We start from the raw sequence: 23510 nt of genomic DNA on the forward strand, positions 1-23510 counted from the left end.
ATTGAAACAATGAAAAAATTAAAATACATATCATTTGTACTTATCGGATTTTTGTCGTTGGCAAGCTGCGAAAGCGAGCTGGATACAGCTCCTACTGATCAGGCCAGTAGTGTAGAAGTTTTCAAAACAGCCGAAAGTGCCGAAACAGTGGTAAACGGTACCTGGGCAAAATTTAATAATGACGGAACAACCTATGCCAATATCGGGTATTCCACTGTGTTGAGAGCCAGTGATGCCATGGGAAGTGATGTGGCAGTATTGACCAACAAATATGGTTTCGCTTCTACCTATGCCTTTACAGAAATGGTGAACAGTACAGCAAGCCGCCCGCTGTTTATCTGGACGATGTTGTATTCTACTATCAATAATATGAATAATGTGATTACAAGAATTGATGGAACAGAAGGTAGTCAGGAGAAAAAAGATCAGGTGAAGGGACAGGCAAAAGCATTACGTGCTTTCTGTTATCTGAATCTGGCAAGCTTTTATCAGTTCAGCTACCTGAAAGACAAATCAGTTTTGACAGCTCCCATTTATACTGAACCTTCCACAACAAGCACGGTAGGGAAGAAAAGAGCAAGTCTTGAAGAAATCTATACATTGATTAAAAGTGATCTTACGGATGCTGATAACCTGTTGAAAAGTTATACAAGAAATAATAAGGATAAGATCAACCGTGCTGTAGTGAACGGGCTTTTAGCAAGAACTTACCTGAATACCGGTGAATGGAGCAAAGCTTCGGCATCTGCGAAAATTGCAAGAGAAGGATTCCCACTGATGGCTCCGGAAAAATATAAGGATGGATTCAATGATATCAACAATGCAGAATGGATCTGGGGACACGGGCAGACGCAAGAACAATCAGATGCGAGCTATGCCTTCCACTATCTTGATGTATCTTCATCAGGAAGTTATTATTACAGCTTTATGGCAGATCCTTATTTTAAAGACCTTTTTGATACTAATGATATCAGATCTCAATTGTTTTCATGGGATGGACAGAAAGGAAGAGAAGGATTGCTGAGATATGCAAAGTTTAAATTTAAGCCAACCCTTATTGCAGATATCGTGTACATGAGAGCTGCAGAAATGTACCTGATCGAAGCTGAAGCCGAAGCAAGAAACGGAAATGTTTCTCAGGCAGTCACAGTATTGAATCAGTTGAAATCTGCCAGAAATGCTAATATTTATTCTGGATCATTTTCACAGAATGCAGTAGTAGATGCCATTCTGATTGAAAGAAGAAAAGAATTATTCGGAGAAGGATTTTCCCTTTCAGATATTATCAGAACGCAAGGGACAGTAGTAAGAAAACCTTTTGTAGACGCAGATGGAAAACCGATAAAAGTTCAGATCACTACACCGGACGGAACCGTGAAAACAGTAGACGGTAAAGGACATTCTGTTCTTGATTTCCCGGATAAATCTGCTTTTACACCCAATAGTAACTATTATTTATTCAGTATTCCACAAAGAGAATTTGAGAATAACCCGAATTTATAAAGTATAGTCCATAATTAGATTGATTTTTTTAAGCCACTGCTTTTGCGGTGGTTTTTTTGTGAAATAAAAATCCCCCAAATGATTGGGGGATTAAACTATGGATTATTGTAAACTTTATAAATCAAAGGGATCTTATTTGAATATATTTGCCCAGTAAATATGGTAAACTGTTGTTCCTTGTCTTTATTATGTAGTACACTGTAATATCTAAACATGATCTCCTGTGGGTTTTGTAAACTTACTTGGAAATAATAATCTTTGGAGTTCTCCATGTTAAAATACCTTCCCATATAACTTGGAAAATTAACTTTAGTACTGAAGGTTTTCTTTTCTTTGGATTTTATTATGATAATTTTTTTTGAAATTCTATACGCAATCTTCATCTCGTATTCATCGTATTCTTTTAAAAACTGCCTTCTGAATTTTTGAAATTCTTCTGAGCTTAGATCAAATTGAGGATGACAATTGGTTTTACTGGCTCCAAAAGAAAACATTGGTGATAAAAGTGTATTTTTTTCATAGAGATAATAATCAGGTAATCCAATGAAAAAGGGCTCTACTGTATATTCAGGATCTTCATTGAATTCCTCATTATCTAATACTAATAAATAGTTTTTTTGTGAATTATTAGTAATTGTGTACACAATATTATTTTGATCAAAATAGGAACTCTTTTTTATTGTATCATTTAAAATTTTTATTTCGAGGTCATTTTGTCCAAAGTAATAGTTTGAAGTTAAGAATAGTAATGCTATTAATATATTTTTCATATTTATTTTAGTAAAATCTATTAGATTTATACTCAATTTTATAAGTGGTTTTGAGTATGTTTTCATATTTCGCTAATCCTGCCTTACCATGAATAGTATTTCCCATTTCAATTTCCCAACTATATGCTTCAATTTCAGAAATATTAAATCCAGCTCTCCAACTTTTTTTAGTAAATTCTCTTATTTTGGAGGTCAAAGATACATTGTGATAGACATGAATCATTTCGTGTCCTAATGTGATGGCTAAATCCCAATTTGTTAAATTTAAACTTTTAGATATAAGTACATTATTGCCCTTAGTTAATCCCATGTCTAAACTTCGAGTATTCATATCTTCTCCTGGAATATATTCAATAGCTCTTATTACAGCTGTTTTACCTCCAAGTTCGAATAGTCTTCTTAGCTCAGGAACTGTATCAATCATTTTTTTTATTCCGGTATCAGAGAAGTCAGGTTTGCCGTCTAGCCCATATCCAGCTTTATCTAATTGTTCTTTTAAATTAGCTTTGAATGCTTTCATAGGTACTTGATGTAAATAATGATTAAGTCCTGCTACTATACCTCCAATTACAGCGCCTTTCCAGAAATTTCCTCCTGTTAATTCAGATGCAACACCACCTAAAATCATTCCTGATGCTACAGTGCCCGCTGCGCTATTAGCAAAACTACCAGCAAAAGCACCAAATAAAGAAGCTCCCCAGCTTCCAGAAGCACCACTTGCAAATCCATGTGTGAAGTTTGCCCCCTGCATTAATGATAAAGTACCTTGTGCAAAACCATGCACCAATCCCTGAGCCATAGCACTTGCCACTTTATCTGTTAAAGTTAGTACAGTCCCTGCGGTAGAAGTAAATGCGCTTCCTATTCCAAATGTAACGGCTCCACTTATACCTCCCCAAAACATGGATTTAAGAGCTCCTCCCAATTGCCATTTACCGCCACTTATCGCAACTCCTAAAGAATAGGCAGCCAAACCAACTGCTGTACCAATAACTGCTGCTGTAATAACTCCTGCTAAAAACACATGAGCTGCTGCCCAAGTTGCTCCCAAGAACCAAATAAATTCACCACTTGGATCATTAAACATTAATGGATTATTCAATACATACCCATACTTATTATAGTTTTGTGTATTGAATATATCTTGTATATTTTCGTCTGCATTTAAGAATCTCCTTAATAGTGGATCATACAACCTTCCATTCATATGGATAATTCCGACTTCAGCAAAATGTTCATGGCTGGTATAGCCTCTTTCCAATAACAACGCAGTGTTGTCAATGATATTTTTATCTGTAATAATAGCTCCGTTTCCGATCTGAAGATGGGTGAAATTACCCCATGAATCGAAGTGTCTTTGTTCCAATTTGTTTCCGGCTTCATCAGTGATAGCTAAAATACTTCCGATATAATCTTTATGCAAAAATTTGTAAGAACCGCTATTCTCCGTAAAGTTTTTTAAATATACAATATTACTTTCATAAGGAGTACCTCCAATATAAAGAATATGCTTTTCCTTTCCAGTTGTATTATCTTTTATCACTTCATAACTCCCATCCTCACTATAAAACTTAGTGAATTTACCGTCACCATCGACACTGAAATTACCTCCATAAGTTACTCTCTGTCTCATTGAAGATAATCCATACTGGAAAGCTGCATCTCCTTTCATCCCATCAATGAATACAGGGTCATTATTCTCATTATATGTAATGCTTTGTATTAAATCATTATTATAATTCTGTTCTCCGGTAGCATTTAATGTCATTCCTGTAGCTTGATAAATCTTAGCAGGGTTTTCAAACTTGATCGTTCCTACCTGGTCGTTTTGGGTAATTCTTCCTTTAACATCATAGACGTTTCTGTTCGTTGTTGGCTTGATTCCTGTTACTGGATTTGTCCAGTTTACCAAACGGTTATTGTCATCATAATCAAAAGACTCAGTAATGTTAAAATCTCCTCCGGTAGTTCTGCTCTTGAGTTCATTTTTGATGGCATCAAATGAATAAGATAATTGCAAGATACCTGGTTTTACCTGTGAGGAATGATTAACATTTGTCAGGAAACCATTGGTATCATAGATGTTATTAATATCTGTTGCTCCTAACTTGGATTTTAATACCTGTCCTTTGACGTTGGTTTCTTTAAGTTCCCACAATATCTTTCCTGCTGCCTTATCTTTAACTTGGTACAGCTCGCCATTCCAGACACTGTATACATTCTCAATCTGAACTTTAGTAAGGGTACCAGAAGAATAGAGCTGCTTTTCATAAGAGACTACCCTGGCTTTATCATCATAAGTAATTCCTTTTTGGATAAAATATTTTCCATTGCTGCTTTCTGAGGATGATATTAATCTTCCCTGTGGGTCATAAGAAATATTGTAGTTGTAAGCCTGTCCTTTGGAAGTTCCTGATTTGGAAATAAGTTTACCTTTGTTATCATATGAATACGAAATCAATTTATTGGTTGCTTGTCCACCGTCTGTTGAGGATAGCTCCTTTTGGGAAATGAGCTGCCCTAAACTATTATAGGTAAATTCTTTCGTTCCTTTTGGGCTTATTATTTTTTTTGGTTGTCCGAATCCGTCATATTCATATTGATATAATCCGTTGGAAGGATCATTGAATTCGGATTTCCTTCCCCAAGAATCGTACTTAGTGGTAACAATATTTTCAGCATACTGTGACTTTATTTGTTCGCCTGCTGCATTATAACTAAACTGAATTGTTCCGCCTTTATCGGTTGAGGAAATTATATTTCCTAATACATCGGAAGTTTTGGAGGTAGTTCTTCCATAACTGTTCAATTCTTTAATAGTTGTGATTAAACCAGAAACAGTAGTTTCCATTTTCTTCCCATTGAATGCTGTAGCAGTTGCTTTGGCAGGAAATACAGAATCGTCGTACTCTATTGTATTCCATTGATCTACCCCTTGTCCTTCATAGAAGGGTTCCGATTCTTTGATCTTTCTTCCTAATATATCATATTGAGTAGCTTTTAAAACCGAATTACCTTGCTTAAAAGCTTTAATGGAAGTCATGTATTCCTGCCCTAATATATTAGTATATTTCTTTGAAATATTTCCGTCGGGATCGTTTTGGGTAACAATAATATTGTCATTATTATCCCTTTCGTACTCATAGGTAGTTGTACCTTTTAAATTAGTTTTTGAAGTTAATATTTTACCCCATCCATCATAGGTATTTGTGATGATATTTCCTAATGGATCAGTTTGCGTTAAAACCTGTCCCCAGTTGTTGTAAGTAATAAGCATTTCTAATCCTAAATTATCGGTTTTCTTTACCACATACCTTCCTTTAGGATCATATTCACTTGTAGTGAATTGGGTTTGGGAATTAATACTATTACTTATGGTTTTTCCAGTAATATTTCCAAATCCATCATAATTATAGGTTTCCTGTAAATATCCTGTATTATCCCTATTCCATGTTTTTAGAGTCTTTACAAGATCATTTTCATAAGTATATTCTTCTTTTGCTGATTTGATGTCTCCATATACTTGGACCACATCAATCTTTGACTTTGGTCGTCCTATGTAATAATTGGGGCCTACTCCGGCTGGGTTGTGAGTGTATTCAGATGTTGATGTTGTGATAGCATATCCATTATTGACATTTGATATGCTTTGGGTGGGAAGATAATACTCTCCATAGGTTATGGTACTTTCAGTAATTGTGCTTGTTAAAAAGTCTTTAACCTTACTGATCTTAGGAGAAACTACTGTTACTATCTTTGGTTTATCAGAGTCTGCGATAGTAGTCATTATCTGTCCATTTAATAATTTATCTATTTTGTAATTAGTAGATTTAAAACTTAATAATTGAGTATTATTCTCTGAAATGTCTGTTGGGAATATTTGATTTTCATTATTCGTTCTGATAGACCATTCTTTTACAGGAACTCCTTCCTGTAAAGGATCCATCTCAGTACCTGACCATATTTTGGTATTCTCAAAGCCATCAGCATACCAGGAAGAACGAGCGGTTTGACGAAAACCGGCTACTCCTTTCCCATATAAATTAACAATGTATCCCCTATATCGGAAATCCTGTTTTCGAACAGTTTGGCCATCAGTTTGACGAAGTTGAGAAACACCAAAAGTCTGAGATAATCGATCCATTTCAACAAATGGATATTGTTCCTTTTTTATAGGGGCATAAATACTAGAATTAACAGAGGGGTCAAGTTCTTTATAATCTATATGATAATTTTGGGATCCTTGTGATATTAATGAGATATTTTTATCGGGATTGAGACTATAATGTCTATAACTTATGATTTTTCTTTCATTATTACCATTAATTCCTTTTACCAGAAATAATATTTTGGAAGAAGAACTATTAACTCTGAAGTCTCCAAATATAGGACTTACCACTACTTCATTCCTTACTGAACTAAAGATTCTTTTTTTTGTAAATGACCATTTAAATTGTGAATTATTTGGGTCGTATGAAGTTTCACCATAACTATCAATGTACCATGATGAATGATAGGATCCATTACTTGGAGTAATATCGGGTCCAAATGACACATGAGAATTGATAATCTCACTTTTCCCATCATTATCCAAATCCATTAATTTTGGAATTGTATATGAATAATTATCAGTATTGCCAGGTGTATAAGGAAAATAAGGCATAAGACCTTGAATATCTTCTTGTAGCCCATTGCCAGTATTTAAATAGATAGCCCATCCTTGAAGACGGTTTATGTAATGTTTACCAACAGGTAGTAGAACTTCAATATTTCTATCACCATTTAAATCACCAAATTGTAGCCCATCTGGAAATCCTTTAATGGAAATTGTTTTCTTTAAATTAAGAGTGTAATTATTCCCTACCTTTTTTAATTCATATTGTTTTAAATCATTTAAAAGTGCCTCAGTAGTAAGAGATACAGGCGAAGAATCATTACTTACTGAATTAGTGGCTTGGGTATAAAATGTTACATTAACTTTCGAGTCCGTTGGCTCAAGAAACATAATGTCCTGTTTTCCATCATTGTCAAAGTCCATAATACCTCCTTTACTCAAAATGTTTTTAGAAGTAGTTCCTTGGATGATACTAATGGTATTATTTTGTATATTATAATTATCTACAACAATATATCTATACCCTAATGTCTTACACTGCCATCTTCCTTTTGGTGGATCGGGTGTTATAACAACATATTTACATTTTTTGTCTTCTATTGGTAATACTAGTTCAGATATCCCATCTGAATCAATATCTACTTCTTTTAATACTGATAATCCGGATTGATTAAGCCCTCCAAGGTATTCAGGATCAGTTTCCGGTGGATATAGAGAGCTGTCAAATAAATAATTATTACTTTGTATCGTTTTTGAGTATTCAAATACTAGAGGATTGTTATATGTATTAATAACAGATGCATCACTTTTGATTGAGTAATATGCTAATTCTATATTTCCCGTAGATGGAGGGTTAGATCCTACATTTGCTTTTGTTATTACTAGTCCTTGTCTTGGCTTAATAAAATTATCTGTTGATTTTATATTAACTGTAGTTAGGTAACTGCTTGGCCAAAAAAGACTTGTAGCGCCTAAATAAACAAAAGAAGAATTACTGTTGTTTAGAGTATTAAAATATAAGTAATAACCTTCTGGGCGAGAGTTCTGAGCTGGTTGCCTGACAATAAAATCTACAAGTCCATCACCGTTATAATCTCCTGTTGTGATAATATCATCATACTCCCCAAAATCAAATTCATTTGAACCTGTAAGTAATGGGTTTGTTGATAATGTTATAGGATTGGCTTCCTTTCCTTCCGAGTTGATTTCAATAATCTTTTCAACAAAATCATAATTAATTTTATTGTTAGAATCATTATTAACAATATTTTGTGTTCCAGAATATTGAATTGAATAACTTTTGAATGGAGAATCATTAGTCTTAACTTTTATTTGATCTAATATTTTATCCTGCTTGAATAATATTCCTTTCACATAAGATGTCTCAATATTCTTTCTGGGTAAATAAGCAAATTCAATGGTATTAAAATTAACTTTACCTAAGGTTTCATTCCCTCCCCAGCTAATACTCGAAAGTATGGCTACATTATTAGAACTGTTCTGACTATAATTATAGACAATATAATTTCCTTTTACATCTTTCCATTTAACAATATTGTATTCTAGCGGTGTTCTGGCTGTACTACTTCCCGAAACAGTAGCCCCATACCAGGCCTGGGATCCGTCCTCAAAAGTTATTTCCCAATATTCAGGTCCTTGCCATGCTTGCCCGGTTATAGATCCAACAGATTTTATTTTGAGGTTAGAATACTTTTCGGTTACATATTCTGCACCATCCTTGCCATATTCTCCGGATTTTAGTACTAATCTCTGCCCATTGAAGCTATAATAATCGGAATAATCCAATTGTATTCCTTTTACTTCTCCATCTTTATCAATATTTTTTCCAACTCTGGAAATAGAGGTAACACCTGAAATGTTCCAGCCATATCCTGCTATTCCATTAGAAGAACCGCTGGTATACATAAGATTAACTTGTGGTGCTACGCTTTTCACTCCTGGCGGCAAAGCAATAGGTAAAGTAAATTGCAATTGCCCAGCTCCATTGACCTCAATATTTCCTTTGGTGTCATGAAAACTTTTGCCATCTGGAGCTGTTGTTCCATAGGGATTATTAGCCCCCGCATTTGAGTCAGTTGGTCCTCCGCCAGAATTTTCTGTCGCAGGTCCTATTTTAGCTATAAAAGGATTTGAAAGAGTTGCTTTAGCCTGAAATCCCTGAGCAAGTACTACTACTTGTGGATCCTGAACCGTTCTTGAGGTACTCTCTGCCTGATACAGTATGGTTTGTGAAAAGCCTAATACCGAACATAATGACAGGATGAATGATGAAAATATCTGTATTTTCTTATCGTAAAGTTTCATGGTTATCTATCGTTTGGTGATGTTTTTACTGAAAACTCTGCCGTCTTTTAGGGTAAAGCGAACAACATACACTCCCCAGTCATAGCCCGTCATATTGATCTTAACCTGGCGGTTTAAGTCTGGGATATTCTGTTGCTGAAATTTCCAGTGAACTGTACTGTGCTGATACAATGAAACGGATTCTATAAGCCCATCCACTTCCTCTGTCCAGTCTATGGTAAGATAGTCGTTGACAGGAACGGGGTAAAGGCGTATTTGTTTCAAGAATGTTTTCTCATCAATAACAGGAGCTTGTCTGGTAACAGCTGCTACCTTTGACTCTTTTGAAACAATCTCTTCAGCCTTTTTACCAGCAGCGTCGATTCCCCTGTATCGCTGGTTTCCGGCCTCATCATATTTGAAATACACTTCGGTTTGGGAAAAGCCGAAGAATCCTATCATCAGGGATGATAGTGAGAGTAATTTTCTTTTCATTTGTGGTTATTTTTGTGTTGATAAGAGTTGCTGAACCTGCTGTTCCAGTTTTTCAATTTTCGCAGATTGGGCTTTCAAAGCTTCATTTTCATCCTTAAGATGTTTCAGTTGATCTGACTGTTGCTTTATTTGTTTATTCTGATCAATTGAGTACAATGTAAGTTCTTCTATTTTTTGTAATAGTTTGATCTGGAATTCGCCTACATTTACACCCTCCTTTTCCATTACTTTAGCAGAAGCAATTTCAGGAAGGTGCTTTTTTTCTTTGATATGTTTTTCAACTTCTTCTAATTTTGGGAGATCGTATTTTTCATCAAATACAAAATCAGCAGTAGGAGTTAGGGTTACTTTTAGTTCTTTGGCTTCAAGTTTACCTTGTAACGAAGCATTTCCATTGGGCATAATAGCCATCTGTACTTTCTTGTTTGTAATAAGGTTAATCGCTCCGAAATCTGGGGATGAAATCTCATTTTCAATATTAAAGTCACCATAACTTCCATATCGGAAGCCAATACCAGTATATGTAGAATTTAATTCCAGATTTGCAGTTGAGTGGTACTTGATGCTAACCATTGCGCTACCTCCTGTAGGTCCGGAAGAGGAAAATTTCCCAATAACCAAATTTTGACTATTTGTATTCTCTTGAGCTATATGCAATTTAGTGTCGGGATTTGTAGTTCCTATTCCAATATTCCCATTAGACTTAATTCGAAGGCTCTCAATATTATTAGACTTCAGAACCAAGGGTTGATTATCTGTAGTTCCAATAAAATTATTGGATGAGTTTGTCCCTGAATTTCCTGTGATATTCCAACTTTGAGCAAATGTAAATGATGACACTAGCAGTGCAATCGAAAATAATTGTGTTTTCATAATTGTTAATTAATTTTTTTTGTAAAACTATAATCAAAGGACGACAAATAATGTCGTGTTTAATAGAAATTCTATTAATGAGAAATTATTGATTTTTTCACTTGCGAATTTAAGAAAAAATACAGCTTGGTCTTATTAATATTTCGCTGTTTTAATTGTTTTTAATGAAAATAATTTAGATTTGTGATTTATTTAATGATTATTTAGTTTTTCTATTATTTTGTTGGGATAATTGTCTATATGATGATTTTTTTTAGTTGAATCCTTTCTGTTGCAATAAATTGCAGCAAAAAACTATGCTTTTATGAACTAGTCCCATGGCAGGAGTTCTCAATTTTAGAAAAAAATCTCTACCTTTGTAACAATGAACCTCTTAAGATGGATATTGGCAATTTACTTCATGGCACTCTCATTAATGCCGTGTGCTGATGTGTCTCATCCGCTGAATTCAGGAGATAATAAGATTGCATTAAGCATTCATGGTGTTCATTCTACAGAAAAAGGAGATATCTGTTCTCCGCTGTGTGCCTGCAGCTGTTGCCAGATAACAGTTTCAGCATTTAAAATGGATCCTTTATTGGAGATTCCCGAGCAGATTCCTGCTTATTTTTCAAAGAAGATTTTATTCCACAAAAACGACTTTGCTTATCAGGTTTACGATCCTATCTGGCAGCCTCCTAAAATTTAATTTTTATTGATTTTCAGAAAGTTATGCTTTCTGATACTTATTCGTGCTTGAAACTTTGCAATACCATTGCAGAGTTTTTCAGGATATTTTTGCTGCAGTATTTTATACTGTGTGCATTCACTTTTCAATAAAAATTAAATACAAATCGTGTTAGATAAAATTATAAAATTCAGTATCAAAAACAAGGTGATCATTGGATTGATGACGTTGGTGCTGATCATCTGGGGAACATGGAGTGCCACCAGATTACCGATAGATGCTGTACCGGATATCACCAATAACCAGGTACAGATTATTACCGTATGTCCTACATTGGCAGGACAGGAAGTGGAACAGCTGGTGACCTTTCCTATTGAACAGAGTATTGCCAATGTTCCCGATATTCAGGAAACAAGAAGTATTTCAAGATTTGGGCTTTCTGTGATTACAGTAGTGTTCAAAGAAAATGTAGATGTTTACTTTGCGAGACAGCTTATCAATGAACAGCTTAAAAATGCTGTAGAAGAAATTCCCAAAGGTGTAGGAACTCCCGAGCTGGCTCCCGTAAGTACGGGTCTTGGAGAAGTCTATCAGTATATTCTTCACCCTAAAAAAGGAAGCGAAAAGAAATACAATGCCAAAGAGCTCCGTACCATGCAGGACTGGATCGTTCGCAGACAACTGAACGGAACACCGGGAGTAGCGGAAATCAACAGTTTCGGAGGAGAATTAAAACAATATGAAGTGGCTATTGATCCCAATCGCTTAAAGGCAATGGGAACAAGTATCACTGAAATTTTTACAGCGCTCGAAAAAAACAATCAGAATACAGGAGGAGCTTATATTGATAAAAAACCCAACGCCTATTTCATCCGTGGAATTGGTCTGGTTACCTCTTTGGAAGACATTAAAAACATTGCGGTTAAAAATGAAACAGGAAGCGTTCCGATTTTTATAAAAGATGTTGCTGATGTTCGTTTAGGAAGTGCCGTTCGCTACGGAGCCTTGACTTATGATGGAAAGGTAGATGCTGTGGGTGGAGTAGTCATGATGCTGAAAGGGGCTAATAGTAATGAAGTGGTCAGCAATATCAAAGCAAAAATTCCGACCATTCAGAAATCTCTTCCTGATGATGTTATTATAGAGCCATTTCTGGACAGAACAGACCTTGTAGACAGAGCCATCAATACCGTACAGAAAAACCTCATCGAAGGAGCACTGATCGTTATTTTCGTTCTTGTTATTTTCCTGGGAAATCTGAGAGCCGGGCTTATCGTGGCTTCGGCCATTCCGCTTTCCTTGTTGTTTGCTTTGGGAATGATGAACGTTTTTGGGGTAAGTGCCAATCTGATGAGTCTTGGAGCTATAGACTTCGGATTGATTGTAGATGGAGCGGTAATTATTGTAGAAGCTACTTTACATCATTTGGGTGTCAGAAAATCTGTCCGTGCTTTGACACAGTCTGAAATGGATGAAGAAGTATTCCTTTCTGCCTCAAAGATCAGAAGCAGTGCGGCCTTCGGAGAAATCATCATTCTTATCGTATACATCCCGATTCTTACTCTTGCAGGTGTAGAAGGAAAAATGTTTACTCCAATGGCAAAAACAGTAGGATTCGCCATTCTGGGAGCATTGATTCTTTCTCTGACTTATATTCCGATGATGAGCGCTTTGTTTTTATCTAAGAAAATATCCCACAAAGAAACCTTCTCTGATAAAATGATGAACCGTCTGCAAAAGGTATATCAGCCCTTATTGCAGAAAGCTATCAAAGTAAAATATATTATCGTGTCAGCAACGGCTGTAGTGTTCCTTATCTCTGCTTTTATCTTTAAAAATATGGGTGGGGAGTTTATCCCGCAGCTGCAGGAAGGAGATTTTGCATTCCATTGTATTTTACCGCAGGGAAGCTCACTGAGTCAGAGTATAGAAACCTCCATGCAGGCATCAAGAATTATCAAACAGTTTGATGAGGTGAAAATGGTCGTTGGGAAAACCGGTTCTGCTGAGGTTCCTACAGATCCTATGCCTCCTGAAGCAACCGATATGATCGTAGTATTAAAACCGCAAAGTGAATGGAAAACCAAGAAATCCTACAACGAACTCGCGGATGAGATCAGTGAAAAACTGGAAACCATTCCAGGAGTGTTTTTTGAGAAAAACCAGCCTATTCAGATGCGTTTCAATGAGTTGATGACCGGGATCAGACAGGATGTGGCGGTAAAAATCTTTGGAGAAAATCTGGATTCTTTGGCAGTGTATGCTGATAAAGTAGGAAAAATCATTCAGACGGTAGATGGAGCTACGCCGCCTCAGATTGAAAGAGTAAGTGGTCTTCCACAAATCAATGTTCAGTATGACAGAACAAGAATAGCCAATTACGGATTGAATATCGAAGATGTCAACAATGCAGTAAGTACAGCCTTTGCAGGAAAAGCTGCCGGACAGGTATTTGAAAATGAAAGACGTTTTGATCTGGTTGTCCGCCTGGACAGTCTTCACAGAACAGATATTTCAGATGTGAATAATCTGATGATCACTTCTGCTACCGGAGCCCAGATTCCACTCTCGCAGGTGGCGAATATAAGCTACAAATTAGGGCCGGCACAGATCAGCCGTGAACAGGGAAAACGTAGAATCGTTATTGGCTTCAACGTGAAAGACCGTGACGTGGAAAGTGTAGTGAAAGATATTCAGTCAAAACTGGAGAAAGTGAAACTGCCTTCAGGATACTACTTTACCTACGGAGGTCAGTTTGAAAACCTGCAGGAAGCAAGCCAACGTCTGATGATCGCTGTTCCGGTATCATTACTTCTGATTTTTATGCTTCTGTATTTTACTTTCCGCTCATTCAAGCAGGCTGCATTGATCTTTACAGCTATTCCTATGAGTGCGATTGGTGGTGTATTTGCCCTTCTGGTAAGAGATATGCCTTTCAGTATCAGTGCCGGAATTGGATTTATTGCCCTTTTTGGAGTAGCAGTTCTTAACGGAATTGTTTTGATAGGAACATTCAATCAGTTAGAAAAAGAAGGCGAAACGGATATTCTGAAAAGAGTATTTGAAGGAACAAAAACCAGATTAAGGCCTGTATTGATGACGGCTACTGTAGCTTCACTAGGATTTTTACCAATGGCTATTTCCACCGGAGCCGGAGCTGAGGTACAGAAACCTTTAGCGACAGTAGTGATTGGTGGTTTGGTAACTGCAACATTCCTAACATTATTCGTTTTGCCGATGCTGTACATTATTTTTAACACAAAGATTTTGAAAAGAAAGAATAATAATACGGGAATTATTACTGCCGTTTTGGTGGTAGGATTTATGATGGTGGGACAGACTTTTAACGCACAGTCCAGACCAATTTCCGTAGAACAGGCGGTAGAACAGGCAGTGAACAATAATTTAACCCTGCAGTCAAAAGACCTAAGTATTAAATCTGCCGAAGCACTAAGGGCAACTGCAAAAGAACTTCCGAAATTGAGCTTTGAAGCACAGCTTGGTCAGTACAACAGCCCAAAGTTTGACCAATCGTTTGCGATCTCACAGAGTATTCCTTTTCCAACATTGTTTAAAGCAAGAAAAGATTTAATCAATGAGAATATTAAAAGCAAGCAGATTGATAAGGAAATTACAGCCAATGAACTGATAAAGCAGGTTCGTACCTATTATTACCAGATTGAATATCTTCAGTATAATAAAGCCCAGCTGACCAGTCTTGATCAATATTATGAAGAGTTTATCAGAATTGCAACCGTGAGATTTAAAGCAGGTGATATCAAGAAAATTGAGATCAGTACTGCAGAAACCCAGAAAGGGGAAATTGATCTGCTGCTCAGACAAAATGAAGTCTATCTGAATAATGCCTATAAGAATTTAAAAACTCTGATGAATACTTCGGAAGATATTGAGGTTTCGTTTAACAAAGATTATGCTCCTTTAAAAGCAGAAAATGTCCTCGACAGTGCTATGGTTGCCAACAATCCTACGGTAAAAGCTTTTTACCAGGAAATGGAAATCGCCGAAAAAAACAAGAAAGTTGAAAAATCACTGGGGCTGCCAGATTTCAGTTTGGGATACACCAATCAGTCTTTGATAGGTCTGCATACCATTAACGGACAGGAGAATTTTTATAATTCAGGAAAACGTTTTCAGTCAGCAACAGTAGGAGTAGCAATACCGTTAACATTTGGAGCGACGAAAGCAAGAATTCAGGCGCTCGAATATGAAAAACAGGTCGCTGAAACCAATGCTAAAATGCAGCAGAAACAGCTTTCTGCTCAGTTGGAAAATGCCTTCAGTCAGTATCAGCAGGATTTACAGCAGTATGATTACTATACAAGCCAGGCATTGCCTAACGCAGAGAAAATTGTAAAAGCAGCTCAGCTAGGATATAAAACAGGAGAAATTTCCTATGTGGAATATCTTTTTGCCCTGCAGACTGCCACAAATATCCAGTTGAAATATCTGGAATCCATCCAGCAGGTGAACCAATCTGTAGTTACTATTAACTCCATTATAAACAAATAATATGAAGTCGCTGCTTATAAAACTTTATGCCGTATCAATAAAAACAATGGCATACAGCATCAGACAAAATACATTTTTACTTATGAAACTCAAATATAATATCATCCCTCTCGCCCTGATCTCAATCTTACTAACAAGCTGTGGAAAAAAAGAAGTTTCGGAAGAAAAAACTCCTGAAAAAACAGAACAGAAAGAACAGGCTCACGAAGAAGCTCCACAAACAATAGCTTCCCTTACAGAAGAGCAGATGAAGTCTGTAGGAGTGGCTTTAGGAAATGTAGAAATGAAAGAGTTGACATCTACCATAAAAGCTAATGGTTTGCTGAGTGTACCCAACAGCAATAAAGCAACCATCACTTCTCTGTATGGAGGAATCATCAAAACCATCAATATTCAGGTGGGAAGTATCGTAAAGAAAGGACAGGTCATTGCCACCATTGCCAATCCGGAATATATCCAGCTTCAGGAAGATTATCTGACTACCAACAGTAGAATAACCTATGCAGAACAGGAATACAGAAGACAGAGAGAGCTTTTTGATAATGATGCTGGGGCGAAGAAAAATCTTCAGAGTGCCGATGCGGAACTTAAAACCTTAAGAACAAAAAGAGCATCTCTTTTGAAACAGCTTCAGATGATGGGAATAAGCCCTGGAAAAGTAAGCAATGGAAATATGAAATCCGGTTTGGTGATTACAGCACCCATCAGCGGAACAATCAGCAGTATTACCGCACAGATCGGAAGTTATGTGGATATCTCTTCTCCCGTTGCTACAGTGATCGATAACGGTTCTATTCATCTCGATCTTCAGGTTTTTGAAAAAGATCTTCCTAAAATGAGAGTAGGGCAGATTGTTCATTTTAAACTGACGAACAATCCGGAAACCGAATATGATGCAAGAATTTACAGCATAGGATCTTCTTTTGAAAACGAAAGTAAAACCATCTCTATGCATTGTGAAGTGATCGGAAACAAATCCGGTCTGATTGATGGAATGAATATCACCGGAATTGTAAGCCTTGATAAAAGCACAACTCCTGCAGTTCCTACAGAGGCCATTGTAGAAGCAGATGGGAAATATTTTGTATTTGTCCAGACCGATAAAAAAGCGGAAGAAGAACACAAAGAAAAAGGAAAACCTCATCCGAAAACCTTAAACTTTGAGAAAATAGAAGTGGTAAAAGGAACTTCCGATATGGGATATACCGCGATAACTCCGGTAGGAAATATTCCTGACAATGCAAAAATAGTAGTGAAAGGAGCATTTTTTGTGAATGCAAAACTGGTAAATTCCGGCGAACACGAACATTAATGAAAGTTACCGGAACCAGTAAATTGTCGATTTTAATCCTTACATTAGAGCTGTTTACGTAATTTTTTATTGAATGAAAACGGCTGGAAAAGTGAAAATGATCTCACCGAATTTTAATAAATAACCCGATTATGTTATTAAACAAAAAAATATCAGTCTGGTATTTCATCCGTGAAATAAAAACCCAAATTCTGTTGATCGGAATATTTGCCGTCACTATTGGTCTTTTGGACGAATTGCCATGGTTTCGCAAGATCTCATTGCCTTTAAATATTCCGGCACTCCTGGGAACAGCAGTATCATTGCTGCTGGCCTTCCGTACTTCCCAATCCTACGAAAGATGGTGGGAGGCAAGAACAGTTTGGGGTGCTGTTGTCAACGATTCCAGAACTTTTGTGAGACTGATCATTCAGTTTATGCCGGCAGGAGAAAATAAAGTAATAAAAAAGTTTGCCGAAAGACAGATCATCTGGACTTATGCACTTGGAGAATCACTGAGAAAACTTCCATTTTCTGAAAAAGTTCAGCAGTATCTGGATCAACATCAGATCAAAGCAGCCAACATTCCCAACGCAATTCTGGACGAACACTCCAGACAGCTGAAAGAAATTGCAGCTTCCAAAGGACTTACCGATTTTCAACAGATGCAACTCAATGATATCATTACAAGACTATGCGACAGTATGGGAAAATGTGAAAGACTGAAGAATACAGTCTTTCCACGCTCATACAGTGTTTTAGTTCATATTCTGATCTATGTTTTTGCCGCCATCCTTCCGTTTGGACTCGATGATTCGCAGCTGTTGGTAGAAATTGCCATTACTTTCCTGGTTCCGGTGACATTCATTGCCATTGAAAAAACATCCATCATTATGCAGGATCCGTTTGAAAATAGTCCTGTAGATACACCCATGACTTCTCTGGCACAGACCATAGAGATCAATATCAGACAGATGATCGGTGAGCAGAATGTTCCCCCAAAAAAAGAAAATACATCTTATTATGAAATGTAATTAAACCATACACAATATGGAAAGTAAACCAACACAAACCGTTTCTGCAGGAAGCAGACATAAAAAGAACCTTCTGATTGTTCTCTGCCTTAGCGGAACCTATCTCATTGCTGAGGTAATAGGAGGAATCATTACCAACAGTCTTGCATTGTTGGCTGATGCAGCTCATATGCTGACCGACGTGGTAGGATTATTGCTGGCATATATTGCCATTAAAATAGGAGAAAGAAAAGCAGATCCTTCCAGAACATATGGTTATTATCGGACAGAAATATTAGCAGCCGTAATCAATGCAGTGGTGTTATTGGCCATTTCGATCTATGTTTTGTTTGAAGCCTATCAGCGTTTTCAGAATCCGCCGGAAGTACAAAGTAAATCAATGCTGATTGTAGCCGGAATCGGATTGATCGTTAATATTGTCGGAATGATGATTCTCAGAAAAGATTCAGAAGGTAGTCTCAATATGAAAGGTGCATACTTTGAAGTACTTTCAGACATGCTTACTTCAGTAGGAGTAATGATAGCCGGAGTAATTATGCTGACAACAGGCTGGTACTATGCCGACCCGTTGATTTCAGCGGCAATAGGACTGTTGATCTTTCCAAGAACATGGAGGCTGTTGAAAGAAGCCATTAATGTTCTGCTGGAAGGAACCCCTAAAGACGTGGATATTCATGCCCTTCGTCAATCTTTGGAGAAAATTCCCGGAGTGAAACATGTACATGATCTGCACGTATGGTCACTCACCTCCAGCGTCAATGCAATGAGCGCTCATGTAGTAAAAGATGCGGGATATTCTCAGAATCAATTATTAAAAACATTGACAGATACTACGGTTAGTAACTTTAAAATCAGTCATACCACTTTTCAGATCGAAGAAGATGGCTATGAAGAAAATGAAGTCCATCTGTAACCATTTAAAAGCGTACAATGAAAAAAGATATAGAACACAAACTCATTGATAAAAATACCAAACCCACCAGTATGAGGATTTTGGTATATGATTTTTTAAGTTCTCAGGAAGCTGCTTTATCCCTTTCTGAAATAGAAAATCATTTTGATAATGCTGACAGAATCACCATCTACAGAACCTTGAAAACCTTTGAAGAAAAAGGAATTGTTCACAGCATTCAGGAAAATACAACCACAAAATACAAACTCTGCGAAGACGATTGTGATGAAAAAACACACAAAGACTGGCATCTGCATTTTTACTGTAAAATATGCAAGCAGACTACCTGCAAAGAAGATATTTCTTTCCCTGAAAATATCCAGACCAATTTCAGGATTGACGAAATAAGACTCTTTGCCAAAGGAATCTGCGAAAACTGTCTTGAAAGTTTGCAATAGCATTGCATCAGTCTCATCTTTACATTTGTATAAAAATATTCAGTTATGGAAAAATGCTGTAGTACAACCCCGGAAAAACCAGATACAAAAGGACACAAACATAACCATGCAGAAGGAGACGGACATGACCATGACGGACATGATCACTCTCATGACTCCGGAGATCAGGCGGTCTTTCAGATGTTTCTGCCGGCCATTATATCCTTTATCATCTTATTATTGGGAATTGCCTTTGATAACTATATAAAACCTGCATGGTTTACAGGCTGGGTACGGTTAGTATGGTTCCTGGCAGCTTATATTCCTGTAGGATTTCCGGTATTGAAAGATGCTTATAAAAGTATCATTAAGGGAGATGTGTTTTCAGAATTCTTTCTGATGAGCATTGCAACCATTGGTGCTTTTGCCATCGGAGAATATCCTGAAGGAGTAGCGGTAATGCTGTTTTATGCGGTAGGAGAAGTATTCCAGTCTATGGCGGTTACCAGAGCCAAAGGAAATATAAAAGCATTATTGGATCAGCGTCCTGATGAGGTAACGGTTATGGAAAATAATCAGCCCAAGACTATGAAGGCTAAAGAAGCTAAAGTTGGAGACGTCATACAGCTGAAACCCGGTGAAAAACTGGCACTGGATGGGGAATTGCTTTCAGATTCGGCTTCATTCAACACGGCAGCTTTAACGGGAGAAAGTAAACCCGATACCAAAAATAAAGGAGAAATAGTCCTTGCCGGAATGATCAATATGAACAGTATTGCTCTGGTAAAAGTAAATACCGCATATGAAGACAGTAAACTGAGTAAAATCCTGGAATTGGTTCAGAATGCTACGGCCCAAAAAGCCCCTACAGAATTGTTCATCAGAAAATTTGCGAAAGTATACACGCCCATCGTGGTATTTCTTGCCGTTGGAATTTGTTTACTGCCCTATTTCTTTGTGAGCGATTATCAGTTTAGAGACTGGCTGTACAGAGCATTGATATTCCTTGTGATTTCCTGTCCTTGTGCCCTTGTTATTTCCATTCCATTAGGATATTTCGGAGGAATTGGTGCTGCTAGTCGAAACGGAATCTTATTCAAAGGAAGTAATTTCCTGGACAGTATTGCAGAGATTCAGAATGTGGTAATGGATAAAACAGGAACCATGACGGAAGGCGTATTCAAAGTTCAGGAAGTAAGTATGAGCCCTGAATTTAATAAAGAAGAAATTCTTCAGCTGGTTAATGTTCTTGAAAGTAAAAGTACCCATCCGGTGGCAACAGCAATTCACAATTATGTTGGAGAAATCAATCACAGCATTCCTTTGGAAAATGTAGAAGAGATAGCTGGTCACGGATTGAAAGCGACTATTAACGGAAAAGAACTTCTGGTTGGGAACTTTAAGCTGATGGATAAGTTCAACATTCGTTATGATCTTAACCACTCCAATATTGTATATACGGTAATTGCGGTGGCTTATGATAAAAAGTTTGCAGGCTATATCACTATTGCAGACAGCATCAAAGAAGATGCTAAGGAAACCGTAGACAAGCTGCATAAAATGAATGTGAAGGCAACAATGCTGAGCGGTGATAAAAGTACCGTTGTGAAATATGTAGCAGATCAACTGGGTATCGACAATGCATTCGGGGACCTGTTACCTGAAGACAAAGTAAACAAGGTTAAAGAAATCAAAGCCAGAAACCAGACGGTAGCTTTCGTAGGAGACGGAGTGAATGATGCGCCTGTAGTGGCTTTAAGCGATGTTGGAATTGCAATGGGAGGTTTGGGAAGTGATGCCACCATTGAAACTGCAGATGTAGTAATTCAGGATGATAAACCAAGTAAGATCCCAATGGCCATCAATATCGGAAAACAAACTAAAAAGATCGTTTGGCAGAATATTGTCCTTGCCTTTGCTGTAAAAGCTGTTGTTCTCATCCTGGGAGCCGGTGGATTAGCAACCATGTGGGAAGCTGTGTTTGCCGATGTAGGAGTAGCATTGCTGGCTATTTTAAATGCGGTGAGAATCCAAAGAATGAAATTTTAACAAGCAAATAATAAACACAACTCAATTATATTCAATAAAAGCTCTGCTGAATCTCAGTAGGGCTTTTGTTTTTAAATTTTATCGGAGATAAAATCCTTGCGTCTTAAAACAGTAAGCATTTTAAAAAGAACTTGAGACTTTGCGATTTCCAACAAAACAAAGAATATAAAAAGCTCTGCCAAAAACATCAGCAAAGCTTTTATCAACAAGATTAAATTGTATATAAAGAACTAAATTTTTATTTAGGTCTAAAGTCTTACTCAAAGTTCGGGATAAAATTATTCCGGTGACAGGCACAGTTTTGTGATTTTTATAGGTAACAGTAGATAAGCATAATGACATTCATCATAAATCTGTTATAAAACAGTTTTGAAGTAGTATATTTGTAACAGAGAACAAAATCGTTGAGGTTATTCATTTCCATATTCATCATTTTTACCGTTGCATTACGTCCTGTTTTGCCATTGGTAAATTATGCCGTGAATTATGATTATATTGTGAAAAACCTTTGTGAGAAGAGAAATGTACCACAGTCAACCTGTAAAGGAAAATGCTACGTGGAAAAAGAGCTGGCTAAAACAGAAAAACAGTCCAATAGCTCCCAAACCATAAAGATTGCTGGATTAGATGTTTTTATTTCTCACGATATCCTTTCCTTCTCCGCTCATTTGAATTCGGAATCACTTTCTGAAATTCCCGATTCAAGTTATTTTAATTCTCATTCTTCAGAATACTTTTCAAGGATTTTCCATCCTCCGTTGGTTTAAATTTTATTATAAACTATATTTTTAGTTTATAAGATGGGAGTTTCTAAAGCTTTCATTAGTAAACCATTAAAGATACATTCTATAATTCAAATGAACCATTGTAAGCAATAAGAAATACATCAGTTCTTCTTGAGAATTGTTGTGCTTTTTTCAGACTTGTATATGGTATCATAACTTTATTTAACATTATTAATTTCAATTTAACATTAAAATGAAATCTCCTATAATTTTGACTGCCTTGCTGTCAGTATCATTACTGTCGTGTGCCAAGGAAACTCCTCAGGTAAAGCATGCAAGCCACATGGACTCCTCGGGGAAGAAAATAGAAAATGTACAGGTAGTGAACGAAGAAGATCCTGTCTGCCACATGAAAACTGCCGGATCTATAAAAGATACTGCTGTGTATAAAAATAAAACGTACGGTTTTTGCAGTGTCTCCTGCAAAGGTGAATTCAAAAAAAGTCCTGAAAGATATGCCCAAAAATAAAAAGACCACAAATAAAAGTAAAGTGATCATACCCATTGCGGTATTTGCATTGCTTTTCCTGGGAATAGGTGTGGGAATGGGGTATTTTAAAAAGAACCTTTATACTGTGATGAAAGTTCCGGACTTTGAACTTACAGATCAGAACAGTAAAAAAGTTACCAATAAAGATATGCTGGGAAAAGTATATCTCGTAGAATTTTTCTTCAGCAAATGTCCTACGATATGCCCGGTGATGAATACCAATATGAAGGCCATCCAAAACCAGATTAATGATCCCAACTTCGGCATTATCTCCATCAGTATTGATCCGGAAAATGATACGCCTGAAGCTTTGAAAGAACATGCCCAAAGAATTGGTGCAAAATCTCCGAACTGGCATTTCCTGACCGGAGACCGTACCTATATTGGAAAACTTGCGGATCAGTTTAATATCTACGTAGGTGATAAAGAAGATGAAGGAGAAAGCCTGAACCACAGCGGAATGATTGCTCTGGTAGATCAGGAGGGGAATATCCGTTGTAGATACAACAAGGAAAATATGCCTATTCTCTATTATTCAGGACTGAATTATGGAGATCCGGAAGGTAAAACACCTATGCTGACAGGAAAATATCACCCAGATAGAGAAATTCTTATTGAGGATATTAAAAAATTATTGAAATAGGGAAGGGGGGAAGCCGGATGTCTGAAACTGGAAGTTATTCCAGACTATGAAGCTCTAGCAGTTTTTTGAGATGGCTGTAAAAGGAAATAGAAGTTGAAAAAGTTAGGCTATAACATCAATTACTTCCAGCAT

The 23510-nt window shown here is 36.8% G+C and carries 15 protein-coding genes; 11 read left to right on the forward strand and 4 right to left on the reverse strand.

The features are described from left to right. The first annotated feature begins 9 nt into the window (after window positions 1–9). Entirely contained in the window at window positions 10–1503 is a 1494-nt protein-coding gene (locus tag PZ898_RS16970) for a RagB/SusD family nutrient uptake outer membrane protein (RefSeq protein WP_277693819.1), read from the forward strand. Window positions 1504–1598: 95 nt separating this feature from the next. Here the strand turns inward: PZ898_RS16970 and PZ898_RS16975 are convergent, their stop codons facing one another. From PZ898_RS16975 to PZ898_RS16990, 4 genes are read right to left on the reverse strand one after another with little or no spacing between them, the layout of a single operon-like run. Further along, window positions 1599–2273: a hypothetical protein gene (locus PZ898_RS16975; protein WP_131797504.1), complete on the reverse strand. Its 675-nt coding sequence runs from the start codon at window positions 2271–2273 to the stop codon at window positions 1599–1601. Window positions 2274–2280: 7 nt separating this feature from the next. Continuing rightward, window positions 2281–9213 (reverse strand): RHS repeat-associated core domain-containing protein, encoded by a 6933-nt coding sequence (locus PZ898_RS16980; protein WP_277693820.1) that lies wholly within the window; start codon window positions 9211–9213, stop codon window positions 2281–2283. A gap of 6 nt (window positions 9214–9219) precedes the next feature. Then, entirely contained in the window at window positions 9220–9687 is a 468-nt protein-coding gene (locus PZ898_RS16985; RefSeq protein ID WP_062673478.1) for a hypothetical protein, read from the reverse strand. 6 nt (window positions 9688–9693) lie between these two features. Next, a complete protein-coding gene (locus tag PZ898_RS16990; RefSeq protein ID WP_082798767.1) occupies window positions 9694–10560 on the reverse strand; it encodes a hypothetical protein in 867 nt (288 codons plus the stop codon). 364 nt (window positions 10561–10924) lie between these two features. On the opposite strand from PZ898_RS16990, the gene PZ898_RS16995 reads away from it, so the two are divergent. The 10 genes from PZ898_RS16995 to PZ898_RS17040 all read left to right on the forward strand — a co-directional run bounded on the left by PZ898_RS16995 (window position 10925) and on the right by PZ898_RS17040 (window position 23378). Then, a complete protein-coding gene (locus tag PZ898_RS16995) occupies window positions 10925–11248 on the forward strand; it encodes a DUF6660 family protein (protein ID WP_082798768.1) in 324 nt (107 codons plus the stop codon). Between the two features lie 147 nt (window positions 11249–11395). Then, window positions 11396–15757, forward strand: coding sequence for a CusA/CzcA family heavy metal efflux RND transporter (locus PZ898_RS17000; RefSeq protein WP_277693821.1), 4362 nt, complete (start codon window positions 11396–11398; stop codon window positions 15755–15757). An 82-nt stretch (window positions 15758–15839) separates the two neighbouring features. After that, complete coding sequence (locus PZ898_RS17005) at window positions 15840–17069, forward strand: efflux RND transporter periplasmic adaptor subunit (RefSeq protein WP_277693822.1); 1230 nt, start codon at window positions 15840–15842, stop codon at window positions 17067–17069. Window positions 17070–17200: 131 nt separating this feature from the next. After that, window positions 17201–18082, forward strand: a complete 882-nt coding sequence (locus PZ898_RS17010) for a bestrophin family ion channel (RefSeq protein WP_123278541.1) — start codon at window positions 17201–17203, stop codon at window positions 18080–18082. A 16-nt stretch (window positions 18083–18098) separates the two neighbouring features. Then, complete coding sequence (locus PZ898_RS17015) at window positions 18099–18995, forward strand: cation diffusion facilitator family transporter (protein WP_277693823.1); 897 nt, start codon at window positions 18099–18101, stop codon at window positions 18993–18995. Between the two features lie 17 nt (window positions 18996–19012). Continuing rightward, a complete protein-coding gene (locus tag PZ898_RS17020; RefSeq protein WP_002983024.1) occupies window positions 19013–19432 on the forward strand; it encodes a transcriptional repressor in 420 nt (139 codons plus the stop codon). A gap of 45 nt (window positions 19433–19477) precedes the next feature. Continuing rightward, window positions 19478–21460 carry a heavy metal translocating P-type ATPase gene (locus tag PZ898_RS17025; RefSeq protein ID WP_277693824.1) on the forward strand — a complete coding sequence of 661 codons (1983 nt, stop codon included), beginning with the start codon at window positions 19478–19480 and terminating at the stop codon, window positions 21458–21460. A 404-nt stretch (window positions 21461–21864) separates the two neighbouring features. Beyond that, a complete protein-coding gene (locus tag PZ898_RS17030; RefSeq protein WP_062673489.1) occupies window positions 21865–22227 on the forward strand; it encodes a hypothetical protein in 363 nt (120 codons plus the stop codon). A 211-nt stretch (window positions 22228–22438) separates the two neighbouring features. After that, window positions 22439–22714, forward strand: a complete 276-nt coding sequence (locus tag PZ898_RS17035; protein WP_062673491.1) for a YHS domain-containing protein — start codon at window positions 22439–22441, stop codon at window positions 22712–22714. After that, the gene (locus PZ898_RS17040; RefSeq protein WP_123278799.1) at window positions 22701–23378 is read left to right on the forward strand and encodes an SCO family protein; all 678 of its coding nucleotides are present in this window, start codon (window positions 22701–22703) and stop codon (window positions 23376–23378) included. Before PZ898_RS17035 ends, PZ898_RS17040 begins: the two co-directional genes overlap by 14 nt. Window positions 23379–23510: the final 132 nt, after the last annotated feature.

The sequence above is a fragment of the Chryseobacterium sp. WX genome (genome assembly GCF_029542485.1).
GTDB classification, from domain to species: Bacteria; Bacteroidota; Bacteroidia; order Flavobacteriales; family Weeksellaceae; genus Chryseobacterium; species Chryseobacterium cucumeris.

Bases quoted from the DNA above. Each gene is read 5' to 3' on its own strand.
- PZ898_RS17005 (WP_277693822.1), top strand. From the start codon at position 15,840: ATGAAACTCAAATATAATATCATCCCTCTCGCCCTGATCTCAATCTTA.
- PZ898_RS16970 (WP_277693819.1), top strand. From the start codon at position 10: ATGAAAAAATTAAAATACATATCATTTGTACTTATCGGATTTTTGTCG.
- PZ898_RS16985 (WP_062673478.1), bottom strand. From the start codon at position 9,687: ATGAAAAGAAAATTACTCTCACTATCATCCCTGATGATAGGATTCTTC.
- PZ898_RS17010 (WP_123278541.1), top strand. From the start codon at position 17,201: ATGTTATTAAACAAAAAAATATCAGTCTGGTATTTCATCCGTGAAATA.
- PZ898_RS16980 (WP_277693820.1), bottom strand. From the start codon at position 9,213: ATGAAACTTTACGATAAGAAAATACAGATATTTTCATCATTCATCCTG.
- PZ898_RS17015 (WP_277693823.1), top strand. From the start codon at position 18,099: ATGGAAAGTAAACCAACACAAACCGTTTCTGCAGGAAGCAGACATAAA.
- PZ898_RS16975 (WP_131797504.1), bottom strand. From the start codon at position 2,273: ATGAAAAATATATTAATAGCATTACTATTCTTAACTTCAAACTATTAC.
- PZ898_RS17025 (WP_277693824.1), top strand. From the start codon at position 19,478: ATGGAAAAATGCTGTAGTACAACCCCGGAAAAACCAGATACAAAAGGA.
- PZ898_RS17035 (WP_062673491.1), top strand. From the start codon at position 22,439: ATGAAATCTCCTATAATTTTGACTGCCTTGCTGTCAGTATCATTACTG.
- PZ898_RS16995 (WP_082798768.1), top strand. From the start codon at position 10,925: ATGAACCTCTTAAGATGGATATTGGCAATTTACTTCATGGCACTCTCA.
- PZ898_RS17020 (WP_002983024.1), top strand. From the start codon at position 19,013: ATGAAAAAAGATATAGAACACAAACTCATTGATAAAAATACCAAACCC.
- PZ898_RS17040 (WP_123278799.1), top strand. From the start codon at position 22,701: ATGCCCAAAAATAAAAAGACCACAAATAAAAGTAAAGTGATCATACCC.
- PZ898_RS16990 (WP_082798767.1), bottom strand. From the start codon at position 10,560: ATGAAAACACAATTATTTTCGATTGCACTGCTAGTGTCATCATTTACA.